Below are 16,968 nucleotides of genomic sequence, written 5' to 3' on the forward strand. Positions count from 1 at the left end.
CTCGTTTGCTAGATTCAGATTGATAAAGAAAAGGCGGGGTGACCCGCCTTTTTTAATGCAAATGTAAGAGGTTAGTTGTCTGTCCTCTTGGGATAAATAAACTGTTTTGGCAAAGTTTGTCGAGATTTAAAAAGTGTTGGATGTTAGTGGATTGTAGTGGAAGCCACTTGACTCCTGCGGGAGATAGAGGGAAACGAGAGACCCAGGGCAAAGCAAGGCCAATGAAAAATTGATATTATTTAGTATTTTGTATTTTCGAGCTGTAGATTGGAGCAATAGGCGTAGACTCCTGAGGGAGATAGCGCTAGGTGGAGACCCCGCAGGCGAAGCCGAGGAGGCTCCAGCAGCGCCCCTAGGAAAGCGAAGCCAATTGCGGAAATCCACAGCGACGTTTAAACAATATCTAGATTCAAAGACTTTTTCAGTGGCCTTGGCAAAGCCGAGGAGGCTCTCGGCCCTCCCCGATGAAAGCAAGTGGCTGCAACGAAAAGAAACGGGACAGCATATAAACGGCAACCTTTGCTAAAAAACCAAAAACAAAAAAGGGAGAATCACTCTATGGACTATGTAGTGGAGATGCTCAATATCCGGAAAGAGTTTACTGGAATAGTTGCCAATGATGATATTACACTTCGTCTGAAGCAAGGGGAAATTCACGCCCTTCTTGGAGAAAATGGTGCCGGGAAATCAACACTGATGGCTATTTTGTTCGGTATGTATCAACCGGATAGAGGATCTATAAAAATTAATGGCAAGGAAACGAAAATTGCCAATCCTAATGTCGCGACAAAACTTGGTATCGGGATGGTCCACCAACACTTCAAGCTGGTCAGTAACTTTACGGTAACAGAAAACATCATGCTTGGTTCTGAATTGCATAAAATGTATGTGCTTGATAAGAAAACGGCCAGCAAAAGAATTGAAGAACTGTCTAAAAAATATGGCTTAAATGTGGATCCACATGCCAAAATCGAAGACATTTCTGTCGGCATGCAACAACGTGTTGAAATTCTAAAGATGCTTTATCGTCAAGCGGACGTACTTATTTTGGACGAGCCTACCGCGGTACTTACTCCTCAGGAAATTGAGGAGCTGGGTAAGATTATGAAGAACCTTATCGCAGAAGGTAAATCTATAATCATCATCACGCACAAACTGAAAGAAATTAAAGCGATGGCAGACAGGTGTACGGTTATCAGAAGAGGAAAGACAATTGGCACGGTTAATGTGGCGGAAACGTCCAAAGAACAAATGGCGGAAATGATGGTCGGACGTGAAGTCAACTTTAAGGTCGACAAGACAGAAGCGACTCCAAGCGACGTCGTATTGAAAATGGATAATGTTTCGGTTAAGAAGGGCAAGGATGTAGTTGCCCTTAAGAACATGTCCTTAGAGCTGAAAAAAGGCGAAATCCTTGGTATAGCAGGAGTAGACGGTAATGGTCAGGCAGAAATTGTAGAGAGTATTACGGGCTTAAAGCCAGCAGACTCCGGTACCATCCTTTTTGAAGGAAAAGACATTACGAAAATGCCGGTTCGTTCTAGAATCGCAAGTGGGATCGCCCATATTCCGGAAGACCGTCATAAGCATGGACTTGTTTTGGATTATACGATTGAAGAAAATATGGTTTTAGAACTGTACCATAAAGAGCCGTACTCCAAGCGTGGCGTGCTTAATTTTGCTGCGATTAAAAAACATGCAGATAACATTATTAACAGCTTTGATGTTCGTTCAGGTGAGGGCGGGAAGTCCGTTGCTAGATCCCTATCAGGTGGTAACCAGCAAAAAGCTGTAATCGGACGCGAGATTGAACTAGACCCTACACTGCTAATTGCCGTTCAGCCGACTCGTGGACTGGATGTTGGTTCTATTGAATATATCCACAAAAGACTAGTGGAACAGCGTGATAAAGGGAAGGCTGTTTTACTTGTGTCCTTGGAATTAGATGAAGTATTAAATGTTTCAGATCGCATTGCCGTTGTGAACAATGGCCAACTAGTTGGAATCGTGAATGCAAAGGAAACAAACGAGAACGAACTTGGTCTAATGATGGCAGGCGTGATGAAGGGGGAAGAAGAATGAGAAATGGCATAATCTCGTTACTTGCTGTCCTTTTCGGTTTGATTGCAGGTGCGATATTGATGGCAGTCACAGGGAACAATCCTGTGGAAGGATATAAATATTTGTTTGAAGGCGGATTGAAAAACCTGTCCAGAATGGGAAATACGCTAGCAACAGCAACGCCACTTATTTTCACGGGTTTATCGGTTGCTTTTGCATTCCGTACCGGCTTGTTTAATATCGGAGCGGCGGGGCAAATGCTCTTTGGTGGTTTTTGTGCCGTTGCTGTCGGACTGACTTTTGATATGTCCAGACCACTTTTATTAGTAATGATGGTCGCGGCCGGTTTTATCGGAGGGGCACTTTGGGCTTTTATTCCAGGACTATTAAAGGCAAAATTCAACGTACATGAAGTAGTTTCCACTATTATGATGAACTGGATTGCCTACTGGACAGTATACTATGCGGTTCCTGCCTACTTTAAAGGCGAGTTTTTGGAAACAGAATCCAAAAAGCTACCAGAATCGGCATCTTTACGTACACCAATTTTAACTGAAATGTTTGACGGGTCTTATATTAACCTTGGTTTATTTATCGCTACAATTGCAGTAATTATCTTCTCCTTTATCATCAATAAAACCACACTTGGTTATGAGTTGAAGGCAGTAGGATTTAACCGTGATTCAGCGGAATACGCTGGGATTGCGGTAAACAGAAGTATTGTGACTTCCATGGTCATTGCCGGTGGTTTGGCTGGTCTTGGGGGAGTGGCATTCTATGCTGGAAATGCGACAAGTATTCAAATTGGTATCCTACCATCACAAGGTTTCGATGGAATTGCCGTGGCACTTCTTGGAGCAAACACGGGTATCGGGGTATTACTAGCGGCTGTTTTCTTCGGCCTTTTATATTCCGGTCGCGGCTTTATGAATGCCATGACAGATATTCCACCAGAGATTGCAGATTCCATTATTGCTATTATCATCTATTTTGCTGCAACAAGCATTCTAATAGATCGCATGATTCGCTACTTTATTAATAAAAAGAAAAATAGACAACCAGTAGCAACTCAAAACAATGTTGAGAAGAAGGAGGAGGTATAAGGTATGTGGACAGTGATTCAACAGATAGCACCGTACGCAATCATCTTCACTATCCCTCTTTTGATCACAGCGTTGGGAGCTTTATTCAGTGAGCGAAGTGGAGTTGTTAACATTGGTTTAGAAGGATTAATGGTCATTGGGGCATTCACAGGAGCACTTGTCATTTTGAACATGCAGGAAATGATGCCTGGCCAACAAAAGGCAATCTGGATCGGGCTAGCACTTGCTACCGTGATGGGATTATTGTTCTCCCTTCTTCATGCGTTTGCAAGTATTAATCTTCATGCCAACCAGATTATCAGTGGTACAGCCATTAATATGATTGCTGCTGCTATCACCGTCTTCTTGGCTCGTAATATTACAGGAAGCGGAAACATTCAAATTAGCACATTAAAACCATTTAATGTTCCATTTTTATCAGATATCCCTGTCATTGGTAGTTTGCTATTCACTAGAACGTATGCAACGACATGGCTTGTTCTTGCCATTTTGCTAATTAGTGCATTTATGCTGTACAAAACACCATTTGGACTTCGTCTTCGTTCTTGCGGTGAGCATCCACATGCAGCAGAAGCAGCAGGAATCAGCGTAAGTAAAATGCGTTATATAGGGGTTATGATTTCAGGAGCTTTCTCTGGTTTAGGAGGAGCAGTTTTCATCGTAACAACTGGTGGAGAATTCAACGGAACGGTTGCAGGTCTTGGATTCTTGGCACTTGCTTCCTTGATCTTCGGACAGTGGAAGCCACTTGGGATCCTTGCGGCAACTCTGTTCTTCGGTTTTGCCACTACGGTTGCGAACGTTTCACAGGTAATTCCTTCTTTGGCTGTCATTCCGCCAGTATTTTTGAAGGTATTCCCGTACGTTGTGACGTTAATTGCGTTAATCGTGTTCTCAAAATCCTCTCAAGCTCCAAAAGCTGTAGGAGAACCATTTGATTCTGGAAAACGATAAATCGGATTTTGTTTTATATGTAGACACGCTCTCTTTTAAGGGGAGCGTGTTTTTTTTGCTTTATAAATATGTTGAATCATGATGTCATTTGTCGATTGGCATGTATTGTAGTCTGTTTGGACAGTAAATGGGACAGTTTGGCATGTATTTAAAAATTTTGAACTGTATTTCCCTTAATACGGACAGTAAATAGGCGAGTTTGGACAGTATATAGTTTTTGAATACAGATTCGGATATTTTATGATTAATGGGGGGGGATTTTCGAAATAATTTAAATGTTCTAGCTCTAAAATATGTCAAATTGAGTTTATTCTAACAACTCTTACACTAAAACATAAGTTAAACAAAACAATTGTTAAACGCTTACATATCTGACTATTTGAAATAAAATATGTTGACAGAATTTTCTCCGGGTTTATAATTAAATTAACATATGTTCAAACATAAATTTACAAAAGTTCATCAAATTGCAAATATGCTTAGATTAAGAACATCATTCTACAAGAATCACCATGATTCTAAGCAATTTTGTACACCTACTATGAACATAATTTGAAAATCGGGTGAAGTGAGTATGCAAAATGAAAAGATAGCCCGTTTGGTAGAAGTGGCTAAAATGTATTATCTCTTTAATTATAGCCAGCAAGAGATTGCCAAGAAGCTTGGTGTATCTCGCCCTACCGTATCCCGTCTTCTTGATCAGGCGAAACAAGATGGGGTTGTACATATCAAGATTTCCGATCCAACAGAAGATGTGAATGGGCTGGCTTCTCAACTCATGGAAAGATATAAGCTGAAAGATTGCGTGGTTGCATCCGTACCTGCTTATGAAGATAGTCATATTAAACAGAAAATCTGTGAGGCGGCAGCAGAGTATTTATACAGCATCGTCAAAACGGGTGATACGATCGGAATCACTTGGGGCACAACACTCTACCAATTATCTCAGCAGCTTAAGCCTAAAAGTGTGCATGATGTAGAAATTGTGCAATTGAATGGCGGCGTCAGTTATTCGGAATTAAATACACACGCCTCTGACATTATTAATGGACTGGCAACGGCTTTCCATACTACACCACACTTTTTGCCTGTGCCGGCAGTAGTGGACCATCCTGTCGTGAAGCAGGCAATAGTCGCTGACCGCCATATTAATAAGGTTCTAGAGCTTGGGAAAAAGGCGAATATCGCTATTTACACAGTAGGGGAAGCTGGGGAGCAATCCACTTTGATGAGAGCAGGTTACTTTTTAGACAGTGATGTGGAAACGTTAAAGAACAACGAAACAGTGGCAGACATCTGCTCACGGTTCATCGATATAAACGGACACATCAGTAATCAATCATTGAACGAACGAACTATTGGAATTGAGCTTTCCCAACTTGCTGAAAAAGAATATAGCATTCTTGTTGCAGGGGGAAATAAAAAGTTGGAAGGCATATTGGGGGCACTCAACGGTAAATATGCCAATGTCCTCATAACCGATCAGTATACAGCCAAAGCTTTGTTGGAAATGGGGGAGTGATAAAATCATGGATCGAGCAACGATAAAGGCGCTGGTGCAAGAGGTGGTTCAAAACACCATGCAAACAGCTAAGAAACAGGTCCCGATTGCTGTATCCAACCGGCATGTCCACTTGTCTCCTGAGCATGTGGAACGGCTATTCGGGCGGGGCTATGAACTAAAAAAGTTGAAGGAGCTCTCACAACCCAACCAGTTTGCTGCGAAAGAAACAGTAACACTCATTGGTCCAAAAGGGAGAATCCCAAACGTACGGGTATTAGGCCCGGCGCGGGGCAAAACCCAAGTGGAAATTTCACTTTTTGACGGGTTTACATTAGGGGTAACACCTCCAATTCGCCAGTCTGGAGAGTTAGAGGGATCAGGGCCAATCACTCTCATGGGGCCAAGAGGACAATTGAAGATAGACGAAGGATTGATTTGTGCCTCCCGACATATTCATATGCACCCAGATGATGGGGAGAGATTTGGTGTGAAAGACGGGGATATGGTGGACATTAAAGTGGATGGTCCACGGGGCGTCACATACACCAATGTTCTAATTAGGATCTCTCCAAAATACAGGCTGGAAATGCACATCGATCTCGATGAGGCGAATGCTGCCAATATAAAAAATGGTCAGCTAGGCGAAATCACGGCCATTAAATGTTCTCCAGATACGGAGGGAGGTTGTGGCTGTGGATGTACAGGAAAAAGTTAAGGAGCTTGTCAGGCAGGCGGTCAAAGCGTACATGTCCGGGCAGGGTAACGGGGAGAAAATGCCGACCATAACCGTTCTTTTAAATTATCACTCTAGTAATCCAGAACTAATTTTGAAAGCGGTTACGGAAATCAAACAATCCTTTGCAGTGAAATTAGTAGCATCAAAGGATTGGGAGGAACAACTTGATGGAGAGCAAGATGTTTTGTCTTTGGATCAAGCAAATCACCGAGAATTAGAGAATCTCTGGAATACAACAGACCTGCTTATCCTCCCAGTTGCCTCTTTCCAACTAGTATCAAAGCTTGCATTAATGGTGGATGACGATTCAACGTCCCACACAGCGATTCAGTTTCAGTTGTTAGGAAAACCGATTGTCATCGCCAACAACGAAGTCGAGCTTGGGGTATACCAACAGATTCTTGCACCGCATTCCGTTCAGGAAAAATTGCAAGGGTACCTACGCACCACTCAAAAAGATCATGTGAAATGGGTACCGTTGAATCAGCTTGTACGCACAGCAAAAGAACAGCATCAGCAGTACAAGGAAAAGCAACCGCTTATCTTGGCCAAGCATATTGAACATGCGGCAAGAGGAAACATAAAGACCATCACCGTTCCAAAGAAAAGCAAAATCACACCAGTCGCCAAAGACATGGCAAGGGAGCTCAAGATTCATATTGAGAAAGAACACTCCTAGAAAGGAGGCAACGCACTCATGATCATAGCAAAAGTGACAGGCTCCATCGTTGCTACCACCAAAGCGGAAAAACTAAAAGGCAAAAAACTACTAATCGTCACTCCACTAGACATGAAAAGCATCAAAGAAGACGGCAAACCCATTGTTGCCATCGACACCGTTGGCTCTGGCGTGGGTGAAGTAGTACTGATCGTAAGCGGAAGTTCTGCGAGACAGACGGAAATAACGAACGGGGTACCGGTCGACGCGGCCATCGTGGGAATCGTGGATCAGATTGAGCTTAACGGCTCCTTGACCTTTTCAAAAGGAGGTAATTAACTATGCAGATAAAGGAAAGCGACATAAAGGAAATGGTTGCTCAAGTGCTTGCTCAGCTTGGTAATGAAAGCAAGCAGCCTTCATCTTTCAAGGAACAGGGAAACAGCGAAGTTCCACTTGGAAATGGCGTGTTCCAAACCGTCGATGAAGCGGCAGAAGCTGCAACAGAAGCATGGGACAAACTGAGAGCAACTTCACTTGAAACAAGAAAGAATATGATCGAAAAGATGCGGGAAGTAAGCCGAGAGCACGCGAAAGCGCTGGCAGAACTTGCAGTGAATGAAACAGGGCTTGGGCGTGTGGATGATAAGGTGGCGAAGAATCTTTTGGCTGCCAATAAGACGCCAGGGGTGGAAGACATTGTAGCAACCACCTACTCAGGAGACGGGGGTCTGACCCTTGTCGAATATTCACCAGTTGGCGTATATGGTGCCATCACGCCATCCACCAACCCAGCAGCAACAATCATCAACAACTCTATTTCTCTAGTAGCGGCAGGGAACGCAGTGGTTTTCAACCCACACCCAAGCGCCAAGCAAGTATCCATTAAAACGATGCAGCTTTTGAACGAAGCAATTGTGGCAGCAGGAGGGCCAGCCAACACACTCACTTCTGTTACTAATCCCAATATTGAGACATCAAACGAAGTGATGAAGCACCCGAAAGTAAAGGCGTTAGTCGTTACAGGAGGTGGAATTGTAGTACAGGCGGCCATGAGTGCCGGGAAAAAAGTAATCGCTGCAGGTCCTGGGAACCCACCGGTGGTCGTAGATGAAACAGCAATCATCTCCAAGGCTGCAAAAGACATCGTAACGGGCGCAAGCTTTGACAACAATGTCCTTTGTACCGCTGAAAAAGAAGTGTTTGTTGTCGAAAACGTAGCCAACACCTTAAAAAGCGAGATGACTAAAAATGGTGCCATCGAACTGAAAGGCTACCAGCTGGACAAGCTTCTGGAAAAAGTGCTGGTCAAAAAAGGCGATAAATACTATCCAAACCGCGATTTTATCGGAAAGAACGCTTCCGTACTCTTAGAAGCGGCAGGCATCAGGGCAGACGCAAATGTAAAGCTCATCATTGCCGAAACAAAGGAAGATCACCCATTGGTACACACGGAAATGTTAATGCCAATCTTGCCTGTCGTGAGAGTATCCGATGTAGATAAAGCAATCAGCCTGGCGGTGAAAGCTGAAAAAGGCAACCGACACACTGCAATCATGCATTCTCAGAATGTCACCAACCTGACAAAGATGGCAAAAGAAATTCAAGCGACTATTTTTGTGAAAAACGGTCCATCTGTTGCAGGTCTTGGCTACCAGAGTGAAGGGTTTACCACTCTTACCATCGCAGGTCCTACGGGAGAAGGGCTGACGTCAGCCAAAACCTTCACCCGCCAAAGACGCTGCGTGCTGGTAGACGGCTTAAGAATCATTTAGGAGGGGGATGAAAAATGGCAGAACTGAATGAACTACCTCAAGAGGGACAGCCTGTGGAACCACCTAAAAAAGTGAAAAAGCAATCCAATTCAAAATCTAAAACTATTAAACAACCAATAGGAGGAATTCAAATGAGTCAAGAAGCATTAGGAATGATCGAAACAAAAGGTCTTATCGGGGCAATCGAAGCAGCAGACGCAATGGTAAAAGCAGCAAACGTAACACTTGTAGGAAAAGAATTCGTAGGCGGCGGTCTTGTAACTGTAATGGTTCGCGGGGATGTAGGCGCGGTTAAAGCAGCAACAGAAGCGGGAGCAGATGCAGCAGGAAGAGTTGGAAACCTGGTATCTGTACACGTAATCCCACGTCCAAACTCCGAAGTAAACGGAATCTTACCGGCAGCGAAATAAGGTAGAGTAGGATGGATCAATCCATAAAAGCCTATATTAGACAACTTGTCCAAGAGGCAGTACAGCAATCCGCGAGTTCCCTGAGCAACTTGCCATCGAGTACCGGCAGGAAGCAATACGTCATCGCCAATTGGAAAATGAACAAGAACATTAAGGAAACACTGGAGTTTTTACAGCAGCTTAAAGAAGGAACAGGAGTGGAAGTGGTGGTTTGCCCACCTGCCCCACTCCTGTATCCGGCCAAGCTATACGTACAAGGACAGAATAAAGAGATACAAATTGGTGCCCAAAATGTTCACCAAGAAGATAAAGGAGCCTACACAGGCGAATCAGCAGCAAACCTGTTAAAAGATATAGGCTGCTCCTATTGCATCATCGGACATTCTGAAAGAAGGCAATATGCACAAGAAGATGATGCAACTGTGAACCAAAAAGCAAAACAAGCCTTAAAAAGGGGTCTGACCCCTATCATCTGTATGGGGGAAACTTTAGAACAAAAACAACAGAACCAAACAGAAAAGGTCTTGACCACACAGATACTCGGCGCCATGGATGGAATCGATGTATCTCAGGTGATATTCGCATATGAGCCGGTTTGGGCAATTGGAACAGGGGAATCCGCAACAGCGGAGGAAGCGCAACGTATCCATGCATATATCCGTGCCGTGCTAGCTCATATCGATAAGCGGAATGCCGAGAAAGTCAGCATTTTATATGGTGGATCTGTAAATGAGAATAATGCCCAAGAGTTCGCGGCAATGGACGACATCGATGGAGTCCTTGTCGGCGGTGCAAGCTTACAGGTAGATTCTTTTCAGAAAATAATCGCTGTATTTGCCAAAGGAGCGTAGAAAATGAAAAAAGTTGCAATCGGTAGCGACCATGGTGGATACGAGTTGAAAGAAGCGTTAAAAGGCTATTTGACGGAACTGGGGTATGAGTACCTTGATTTTGGATGCAAAGCGAAAGAATCGGTGGATTATCCGGACATCGCATTCTTAGTTGGCGAGTGTGTCGCGACCAATCCAGATTATGTCGGCATCATGATTGACGGAGTTGGTATTGGGAGCGGCATGGTTTTAAACAAGATACCGGGTGTCCGGGGAGCGGTCTGCTGGGATTTGTCCTCTGTCATTAACAGCCGTGAACACAATAATGCCAACGTTTTATCCATCGGTGGCCAGTTCATCGGGGAAGGCCTTGCCAAGCAATTGGTGAAAAAATGGCTGGAAACTGATTTCGCAGGCGGTCGCCACGATCGTCGCGTCACAAAAGTAATGGAAATAGAAAGTCGTTTTATCAAACGCTGAAAGCAGGGTTAATACATGTTCGTAGCAAAAGTGATTGGCAATATGATCTGTACCCATAAAGACGAGAACTTAAGAGGGTTGAAGCTGCTAATCGTCCAACCAGTAGATGATCAGCTGCAGGATAAAGGTAAACCACTTGTTGCTATTGACACAATCGGTCAATCAGGAGAAGGGGACCTTGTTTATCTTGCAAAAAGCAGGGAATCCTCTCTGCCATTGAACAAAGACCTCGTTGCATCAGACGCAGGAATACTTGGAATCATTGACTATTACAACGTAAAACGAATGGAGGAAATATAAATGAGCAACGCATTAGGAATGATTGAAACAAAAGGTCTAGTAGGGGCAATTGAAGCAGCAGACGCTATGATGAAGGCAGCAAATGTATCATTAGTAGGAAAAGTTCAAGTTGGCGGCGGTTTAATCACTGTCATGGTACGCGGAGATGTAGGAGCTGTTAAAGCGGCAACAGAAGCAGGAGCAGATGCAGCGCAACGTGTTGGCGAATTCTTATCCGTTCATGTTATTCCAAGACCACATTCCGATATCGAAAAAATCCTTCCTACCAATCTATGAAGCTAGCAAAAGTCGTTGGAAATGTCGTTTCGACGATTAAAACACCAAGTCATCAAAACAAAAAGCTTATGGTCGTTATTCCTGTAGATGCGAGCGGCAAGGAGTGTGGCGATGCCATGATAGCCTTCGATCGCTTTCACGCAGGAGTTGGCGACTATGTGCTCATACTAGAAGAAGGTGGAGCGGCAAGAGATATATTAGGAGATCCAAAAGGTTCTTTTGATGCCGTCATTGCCGGGATTGTCGACCGATTAATATAATGCGAGGTGAACACAATGCAAATGGAAGCATTGGTGGAACAAATTACGAATCAAATCATGGAACAACTGACGAATAAACAACAGCTGGCAGAAGGTAAACCTGCAGCTTCCAATACAACTTCATCAAATGGAAATTCTTTTACAAACACATCATCCAACCTCATCACAGGACCTTCTATCGCCAGAATGATTGACCATACGCTACTAAAGCCGGAAAGCACAAAAGAGCAGGTGGTCAAGCTTTGTGAGGAAGCAAAAGAATACAATTTTGCAACAGTATGTGTGAATCCTTACTGGGTTTCCACAGCTGCTCAAGAATTGAAGGGTTCTAATGTAGGTATTACAACGGTAGTCGGCTTTCCGCTGGGTGCTACCAACAGTTTTGTGAAAGTTTCCGAGACACGTGATGCCATCGCAAGTGGCGCAACGGAAATTGACATGGTTATGAACATAGGTGCCCTTAAATCAGGTGACTTTGAAACGGTCAAAAAGGACATCGAAGCAGTAGTGCTTGCTGCTAAGGGCTATGCACCAGTTAAGGTCATCATCGAAACTGGTCTTTTGGAAACAGAAGAAAAGAAGAAAGCTTGTATTCTAGCAAAAATGGCTGGAGCAGATTTCGTCAAAACTTCCACAGGATTCGGACCAGGCTGTGCAACAGCTGAGGACATCAAGCTTATGCGCGAAGCAGTCGGACCTGATATGGGCGTTAAAGCCTCTGCATGCGTACGTGACTTGGATACGGCAAGGAAGCTGGTTCAGGCGGGTGCAACTAGAATAGGTGCTAGCTCCGGAATCGCCATCGTAACAGGCGGCAAAGGAACTGGATACTAAGCTTAAATAAGATAACAGGATGCTTTTGGATAGTCTCCTTGGCATCCTGTTGTTTTTAGAAATTATGAGGTAACCTAGCTGGTGATTGGAGCACATGGCGAAGACCCCTTAGGGAGATAGCGCTAGGTGGAGACCCCACAGGCAAAGCCGAGGAGGCTCCAGCAGTGTAAATGAAGACAACTTTAATATTGTAAAATTCAAACTATTATAATATAATTATATGCAAACGCTTTCAATTATTAAGAGTTCCAGAGGGGGATTAGGGTGAAACATATTGGAAATCAACTAAAGAATGCAAGAACAAGACAAGAGATAGAAATTGATCAACTTGCGATGCTAACAGGACTGCCGGCAGACACCATCGCTGCAATAGAAGCTGGAACTTTGGATGTGCAGGTATCAACCTTACATAAACTCTCTGAAGTGTTACGATGCTCTTTCGCTGTAGGAGATATGTCCATATAACCAAAGGAAAGGAACCGGATGTTTATTCGGTTCCTTTCCTTTGGTTATAATAGATGTAAGAAGACCCTGCTAAGGAGAATAAAATGCATACTTCAGAACAAGAGAAACTGATAAATCAAATAGTAGAATACATAGAAAATAATCTAGAAAGCTCCCTGAGTCTTGAAGAGCTTGCATCCATCTCTACTTACTCTCCCTTTCACTTTCAACGACTTTTTAAAGCTCATGTTGGGGAAACTCCAGCTAACTATGTAAAGCGACTTAGAATGGAAAAGGCTGCGCATCTTTTAATATATGAACATAGCATACCTATTACGCAAATTGCGTTCATGAGTGGCTTTACTTCTCTTTCTTACTTCACAACCTCCTTTCATACATTTTTTCAATGCAGTCCCACTAAATGGAGGGAAGGTGCCTATTTAGAGAGATTCCCACGAGAATATGCAGATAATAGCAAGAAATCTAAACAGCTTCGCAACATGGAGCAAGAACAGCAGATCATCAAGGGATATAATAAGTTCCAATGGCTCGATCTTGAAAAAGTGAAGATTATGGAGTTTCCTTTCTGCACAACTGTAAAAAGACAAAATGTCGGCCCATACACACAAGGGATACCCGATGTTTGGGAGAGCGTGTACCATTGGGGAAAGGCTCGAGATATTATTACGGAAAACACGTTCATGTTTGGGGTGCCTAAAAATAATCCATATATAACTCCAGCGGAAATGAGCCGATATGATTGTCATCTAGCTGTAGATGGGTTGATGGATGATACCCTAGTGACCTATCAGTTTAAAGGGGGAAAGCATGTAGTCTATGAGTTCGATGATCCTGTAGATTATATGGAAAGGAATAGGCTGATAGAGTGCTACTCGGAGCTATACAGCTTTTGGCTTCCTAAAAGCGGATATAAATACTTGGATAACCCTGTGGAACTTATATCCATACAACCTAAAAAAGGCAGCTTGGAAGTGGATGTTAAAGTGAAGGCCATTTCATTAGCCATTGAGCCGAAATAAAAGTAAAAGCGAAAAAAGGAGAATTGATAAAATGATGGATTGGTCTGAATGGAATGTTGTTGCAATACTTATAGGTGCTCTTCTGTATGCATTTTATGGAGGAATCTATTACACGTTCATGCTTGGAAAAAAGAAAGACCCGCAATTCAAACAGACGGAAGGCCCGCTAAAATATATCGTGTCTATAATAATTGCATTTGTCAGCTCCTTTTTAGTAGCATCCTTCGTGCAGGCGGCAGGAGCAGAAGGCATCCTGAGCGGTCTGATCGTAGGATTATTAATAGGGATAATAATTACTCTAGTCTATTTAAAAAATACATTGTTTGGTCTGGTAACTAAAAAAGCATTCTATATTGCTGTAGGAGACCATCTCATCATATTCACATTGCTAGGTATGGTTCATGGAGTCATAAATGGCATGTAGGGTAAATAAGCACTATGGCGGATTTTATTCCGGTTTAGTGCTTTTTTATTGTTTATTAACTTATAAAATAATGGAAAGCTGGAATAGTCTTCTGAGTCATTCTTGTTCGTTGAGATGAAGACCTCAGTGACGAGGAAAAAGGAGGAGAGAGGTTCTCATTGAGGTTATGAAGACCTCGGTGACGAGAAATCTGGAGGAGAGAGGTCTTCATTGGGGTTATGAGGACCTGAGTGACGAGGAAAAAGGAGGAGAGAGGTTCTCATTGAGGTTATGAAGACCTCGGTGACGAGAAATCTGGAGGAGAGAGGTCTTCAATGGGGTTATGAAGACCTCGGTGACGAGAAATCTGGAGGAGAGAGGTCTTCAATGGGGTTATGAGGACCTCGGTGACGTGAAATCAGAAGGAGAAAGGTCTTCATCTCCAATATGAATCTCTTGTTGACAAGGGATTCTATTAAAAAAGTCAAAGATGTGCGCAATGGAAAGATCCGGCCAAGGCCAATATTTCAAAGCTATGCGAAAAGCGAGAAAACGTCCCAAGAGATAAGTATCCTTGGGACGTGGTTTTTAGTTCGCGTTAGCGATTTTGTTCTAGTGTGTTGCCGACCTTTCCCTTGCAAAAAGTCCTGTGAAATAAAACTACAAAATAGTAATTGATTTACGAAACTTCATTTAATAAAATCAAAAGTAAGAAATATCTGAAAATAGAGGAAGCCTATATGAAAAGAGAACTGATTTTTATCCAAGAAAGTTTGCATACATTCAAACCATCAGAACGAAAAGTAGCAGAATTCATTTTGGAAAAGCCTGCAGACGTTGTAAATATATCCATTCAGAAGCTTGCTGAGAGTACCCAGGTCAGTGAAGCGACCATTATCCGGCTTTCCCGTTCGCTCCAATGTAAGGGATTTAAAGAACTTAAATTAAAAATTGCCTATGATTTGGCAAGGGCGAAAGCAGAGAAAAAGCTGGAGGGTTATGAGGATATTCCAAGAGATGACTCAGTATCTTCTATGATACACTCCGTTTCTCAAAACAATATTCAGGCAATCCATAACACGGTCGGTGTGTTGGATGAAGTAGAGTTAGAAAGGGCCATTGAATTAATTTCAAGAGCAAGAATCGTTGCCGTTTATGGAATCGGAGCATCTGGTCTCATTGCCATGGACTTTAAACAGAAGCTAACCCGCATCAACAGATGGTGTGAAGCGGCCTATGATAAAGATACCCAGGTGACCATTGCTGCCAACCTATCGGAAGCGGATGTAGCATTTGGGGTATCTTATAGCGGTCATACAGAGGATATCATCGAATCGCTGAAGGTAGCGAAAGAGAACGGGGCATCTGTGATTACTTTGACAAGGTCAGGGGAGAATCCAACTTCGGCCATTGCAGATGTGAAGTTGAACACGACAAGCTTGGAGAGAAATGTACGAAGTGGTGCAACGAGCTCCAGAATTGCCCAGCTGAATGTCATCGATATCCTGTTTTTTGGCGTAATGAAGCTGGATCAAGACCCGAATATCAAAGCGTTGGATAAAACGCGTAAAGCAGTGGAGGCGTCCAAGCGGCATGTATAAAAATTATATCGATAGTTTAATAGAAAACAAGGAGCTTCCAGGAGCGGTCCTGCATGCGATCAAAAAGAAGCAAACTCTGTGTTACAAAGCAGTCGGTAGCTTTATTGGGGGAGATGCACAGAATTATCCCGTAACGGAAAATACTTTATTTGATGTTGCCTCCCTGACTAAAGTGGTGGCAACTCTACCTGCAAGTCTATTGTTGTATAGCCAAGGAGACCTACACCTTGAAAAGCAGGTGCAACATTATCTGCCTGATTTCAAACATGAAAAAGTCAAGGTGGAAGACCTACTGACCCACCGTTCCGGGTTGCCGCCAGACCTTCCTTATGTGGCAAGGGATGGACAAAGAGATGTGATGGATTTAATCTATCAGACCAAGCTTCAGCAAGAGCCAGGAATAGCTGTTGCTTATAGTGATCTAGGAATGATTTTATTAGGAAAAATCATTGAGAAAATTGCTGATCAGCCACTTGATTTCTTTACGAAGGAACACATTTTTACACCTTGGGGATTACATAACACAGGCTACAAGCTTCCATCAAGCATGAAAGCGATTACTGCTTCAACAGAGAATTTTGGAAATCGCTACATACAAGGAGAAGTTCATGATGAAAAAGCTTTGCACATGGGAGGAGTGAGCGGCAGTGCGGGGTTATTTTCCACTGGGAAGGATATCGCCAGGTTCGCTAAGCACTTTTTATATCCAGAGGAACAGGATGTTATACCACCAGACTTAATGCGGATGGCAACTCGCCATAAGCAAAATAACAGGGGACTTGGGTTTGAAGTTTGGAACGGAGAAGGGAATGAGTTATCATGCGGGCCAAACTGGTCAATAGGTTCATTTGGCCATACAGGTTTCACGGGAACCAGTGTCTGGATTGACCCACGTTCAGAACTAATCGTGGTTTTCCTGACCAATGCCGTTCATTACGGCAGGTCTACGAACATAAGAACCATCCGAAAAAAATTACACTCGATGATATACTCCTCTGTACGAGGGGAGACTTCATAAATATTCTTAAACAATTTATGGATGGCCTGACAGCCGGAGCTGTGAAATAACGAGGAATGATATATTAATTGTATTAAATAGTTGTTTGGCATGCATTCTTAGCAGGGGTGTATGCCTTTTTAGGTTAGTTTTGCACAGCTGGTTTTAATTGTATGGACTAACTACTGATTTATAAGCCAAATTTCTAAGTTTATTATCCAACTTTTCAATTTATTGTCCAAATATTGATTTTATTATCCACTTTTACTCATATAAATGCCATTCGACACGAACTAACAAAA

The 16,968-nt window shown here is 43.0% G+C and carries 20 protein-coding genes; all 20 read left to right on the forward strand.

All coding sequences use genetic code 11. The features are described 5' to 3' along the window. Positions 1–558 precede the first annotated feature (558 nt). Complete coding sequence (locus FZC76_RS04525) at positions 559–2,082, forward strand: ABC transporter ATP-binding protein (RefSeq protein ID WP_148987086.1); 1,524 nt, start codon at positions 559–561, stop codon at positions 2,080–2,082. Further along, positions 2,079–3,164, forward strand: coding sequence for an ABC transporter permease (locus FZC76_RS04530; RefSeq protein WP_148987087.1), 1,086 nt, complete (start codon positions 2,079–2,081; stop codon positions 3,162–3,164). Before FZC76_RS04525 ends, FZC76_RS04530 begins: the two co-directional genes overlap by 4 nt. 3 nt (positions 3,165–3,167) lie before the next feature. After that, positions 3,168–4,118 carry an ABC transporter permease gene (locus FZC76_RS04535; RefSeq protein WP_060665728.1) on the forward strand — a complete coding sequence of 317 codons (951 nt, stop codon included), beginning with the start codon at positions 3,168–3,170 and terminating at the stop codon, positions 4,116–4,118. 574 nt (positions 4,119–4,692) lie between these two features. After that, on the forward strand, positions 4,693–5,640 hold the full coding sequence (locus tag FZC76_RS04540) for a sugar-binding transcriptional regulator (RefSeq protein ID WP_148987088.1): 948 nt from the start codon (positions 4,693–4,695) through the stop codon (positions 5,638–5,640). A gap of 7 nt (positions 5,641–5,647) precedes the next feature. Next, positions 5,648–6,337 carry a phosphate propanoyltransferase gene (locus tag FZC76_RS04545; RefSeq protein WP_187441952.1) on the forward strand — a complete coding sequence of 230 codons (690 nt, stop codon included), beginning with the start codon at positions 5,648–5,650 and terminating at the stop codon, positions 6,335–6,337. Next, positions 6,315–7,037 (forward strand): hypothetical protein, encoded by a 723-nt coding sequence (locus tag FZC76_RS04550; RefSeq protein WP_148987089.1) that lies wholly within the window; start codon positions 6,315–6,317, stop codon positions 7,035–7,037. The genes FZC76_RS04545 and FZC76_RS04550 overlap by 23 nt, the downstream gene beginning before the upstream one ends. An 18-nt stretch (positions 7,038–7,055) precedes the next feature. Then, positions 7,056–7,355: a EutN/CcmL family microcompartment protein gene (locus FZC76_RS04555; protein ID WP_148987090.1), complete on the forward strand. Its 300-nt coding sequence runs from the start codon at positions 7,056–7,058 to the stop codon at positions 7,353–7,355. Between the two features lie 2 nt (positions 7,356–7,357). After that, on the forward strand, positions 7,358–8,791 hold the full coding sequence (locus FZC76_RS04560; RefSeq protein ID WP_148987091.1) for an aldehyde dehydrogenase family protein: 1,434 nt from the start codon (positions 7,358–7,360) through the stop codon (positions 8,789–8,791). Between the two features lie 131 nt (positions 8,792–8,922). Next, positions 8,923–9,201 (forward strand): BMC domain-containing protein, encoded by a 279-nt coding sequence (locus tag FZC76_RS04565; RefSeq protein WP_064099827.1) that lies wholly within the window; start codon positions 8,923–8,925, stop codon positions 9,199–9,201. 11 nt (positions 9,202–9,212) lie between these two features. Continuing rightward, positions 9,213–10,052, forward strand: coding sequence for a triose-phosphate isomerase (gene tpiA / locus FZC76_RS04570; protein ID WP_148987092.1), 840 nt, complete (start codon positions 9,213–9,215; stop codon positions 10,050–10,052). A 3-nt stretch (positions 10,053–10,055) separates the two neighbouring features. After that, positions 10,056–10,511 carry an RpiB/LacA/LacB family sugar-phosphate isomerase gene (locus FZC76_RS04575; protein ID WP_148987093.1) on the forward strand — a complete coding sequence of 152 codons (456 nt, stop codon included), beginning with the start codon at positions 10,056–10,058 and terminating at the stop codon, positions 10,509–10,511. Positions 10,512–10,526: 15 nt separating this feature from the next. Further along, the gene (locus FZC76_RS04580; RefSeq protein ID WP_148987094.1) at positions 10,527–10,811 is read left to right on the forward strand and encodes a EutN/CcmL family microcompartment protein; all 285 of its coding nucleotides are present in this window, start codon (positions 10,527–10,529) and stop codon (positions 10,809–10,811) included. Further along, positions 10,812–11,087: an ethanolamine utilization microcompartment protein EutM gene (eutM, locus tag FZC76_RS04585; protein WP_148987095.1), complete on the forward strand. Its 276-nt coding sequence runs from the start codon at positions 10,812–10,814 to the stop codon at positions 11,085–11,087. It abuts the gene before it with no gap. After that, positions 11,084–11,347, forward strand: coding sequence for a EutN/CcmL family microcompartment protein (locus FZC76_RS04590; protein WP_148987096.1), 264 nt, complete (start codon positions 11,084–11,086; stop codon positions 11,345–11,347). Before eutM ends, FZC76_RS04590 begins: the two co-directional genes overlap by 4 nt. Before the next feature lie 186 nt (positions 11,348–11,533). Beyond that, positions 11,534–12,181 (forward strand): deoxyribose-phosphate aldolase, encoded by a 648-nt coding sequence (gene deoC, locus FZC76_RS04595; RefSeq protein ID WP_148987498.1) that lies wholly within the window; start codon positions 11,534–11,536, stop codon positions 12,179–12,181. 264 nt (positions 12,182–12,445) lie between these two features. Next, a complete protein-coding gene (locus FZC76_RS04600; protein ID WP_034775002.1) occupies positions 12,446–12,646 on the forward strand; it encodes a helix-turn-helix domain-containing protein in 201 nt (66 codons plus the stop codon). Positions 12,647–12,729: 83 nt separating this feature from the next. Further along, positions 12,730–13,665, forward strand: a complete 936-nt coding sequence (locus FZC76_RS04605; RefSeq protein WP_148987098.1) for an AraC family transcriptional regulator — start codon at positions 12,730–12,732, stop codon at positions 13,663–13,665. A 31-nt stretch (positions 13,666–13,696) separates the two neighbouring features. Further along, complete coding sequence (locus FZC76_RS04610; protein ID WP_148987099.1) at positions 13,697–14,089, forward strand: DUF1761 domain-containing protein; 393 nt, start codon at positions 13,697–13,699, stop codon at positions 14,087–14,089. A 719-nt stretch (positions 14,090–14,808) separates the two neighbouring features. After that, positions 14,809–15,669 (forward strand): MurR/RpiR family transcriptional regulator, encoded by an 861-nt coding sequence (locus tag FZC76_RS04615; protein WP_148987100.1) that lies wholly within the window; start codon positions 14,809–14,811, stop codon positions 15,667–15,669. Continuing rightward, positions 15,662–16,687, forward strand: a complete 1,026-nt coding sequence (locus FZC76_RS04620) for a serine hydrolase domain-containing protein (RefSeq protein ID WP_148987101.1) — start codon at positions 15,662–15,664, stop codon at positions 16,685–16,687. Before FZC76_RS04615 ends, FZC76_RS04620 begins: the two co-directional genes overlap by 8 nt. Positions 16,688–16,968: the final 281 nt, after the last annotated feature.

The sequence above is a fragment of the Sutcliffiella horikoshii genome (assembly GCF_008180725.1).
GTDB classification, from domain to species: Bacteria; Bacillota; Bacilli; order Bacillales; family Bacillaceae_I; genus Sutcliffiella_A; species Sutcliffiella_A horikoshii_B.

What these genes read in the sequence shown, in the direction of transcription:
- FZC76_RS04525 (WP_148987086.1), top strand. Translation starts at nt 559, where the DNA reads ATGGACTATGTAGTGGAGATGCTCAATATCCGGAAAGAGTTTACTGGA.
- FZC76_RS04530 (WP_148987087.1), top strand. Translation starts at nt 2,079, where the DNA reads ATGAGAAATGGCATAATCTCGTTACTTGCTGTCCTTTTCGGTTTGATT.
- FZC76_RS04535 (WP_060665728.1), top strand. Translation starts at nt 3,168, where the DNA reads ATGTGGACAGTGATTCAACAGATAGCACCGTACGCAATCATCTTCACT.
- FZC76_RS04540 (WP_148987088.1), top strand. Translation starts at nt 4,693, where the DNA reads ATGCAAAATGAAAAGATAGCCCGTTTGGTAGAAGTGGCTAAAATGTAT.
- FZC76_RS04545 (WP_187441952.1), top strand. Translation starts at nt 5,648, where the DNA reads ATGGATCGAGCAACGATAAAGGCGCTGGTGCAAGAGGTGGTTCAAAAC.
- FZC76_RS04555 (WP_148987090.1), top strand. Translation starts at nt 7,056, where the DNA reads ATGATCATAGCAAAAGTGACAGGCTCCATCGTTGCTACCACCAAAGCG.
- FZC76_RS04560 (WP_148987091.1), top strand. Translation starts at nt 7,358, where the DNA reads ATGCAGATAAAGGAAAGCGACATAAAGGAAATGGTTGCTCAAGTGCTT.
- FZC76_RS04565 (WP_064099827.1), top strand. Translation starts at nt 8,923, where the DNA reads ATGAGTCAAGAAGCATTAGGAATGATCGAAACAAAAGGTCTTATCGGG.
- tpiA (WP_148987092.1), top strand. Translation starts at nt 9,213, where the DNA reads ATGGATCAATCCATAAAAGCCTATATTAGACAACTTGTCCAAGAGGCA.
- FZC76_RS04575 (WP_148987093.1), top strand. Translation starts at nt 10,056, where the DNA reads ATGAAAAAAGTTGCAATCGGTAGCGACCATGGTGGATACGAGTTGAAA.
- FZC76_RS04580 (WP_148987094.1), top strand. Translation starts at nt 10,527, where the DNA reads ATGTTCGTAGCAAAAGTGATTGGCAATATGATCTGTACCCATAAAGAC.
- eutM (WP_148987095.1), top strand. Translation starts at nt 10,812, where the DNA reads ATGAGCAACGCATTAGGAATGATTGAAACAAAAGGTCTAGTAGGGGCA.
- FZC76_RS04590 (WP_148987096.1), top strand. Translation starts at nt 11,084, where the DNA reads ATGAAGCTAGCAAAAGTCGTTGGAAATGTCGTTTCGACGATTAAAACA.
- deoC (WP_148987498.1), top strand. Translation starts at nt 11,534, where the DNA reads ATGATTGACCATACGCTACTAAAGCCGGAAAGCACAAAAGAGCAGGTG.
- FZC76_RS04605 (WP_148987098.1), top strand. Translation starts at nt 12,730, where the DNA reads ATGCATACTTCAGAACAAGAGAAACTGATAAATCAAATAGTAGAATAC.
- FZC76_RS04610 (WP_148987099.1), top strand. Translation starts at nt 13,697, where the DNA reads ATGATGGATTGGTCTGAATGGAATGTTGTTGCAATACTTATAGGTGCT.
- FZC76_RS04615 (WP_148987100.1), top strand. Translation starts at nt 14,809, where the DNA reads ATGAAAAGAGAACTGATTTTTATCCAAGAAAGTTTGCATACATTCAAA.
- FZC76_RS04620 (WP_148987101.1), top strand. Translation starts at nt 15,662, where the DNA reads ATGTATAAAAATTATATCGATAGTTTAATAGAAAACAAGGAGCTTCCA.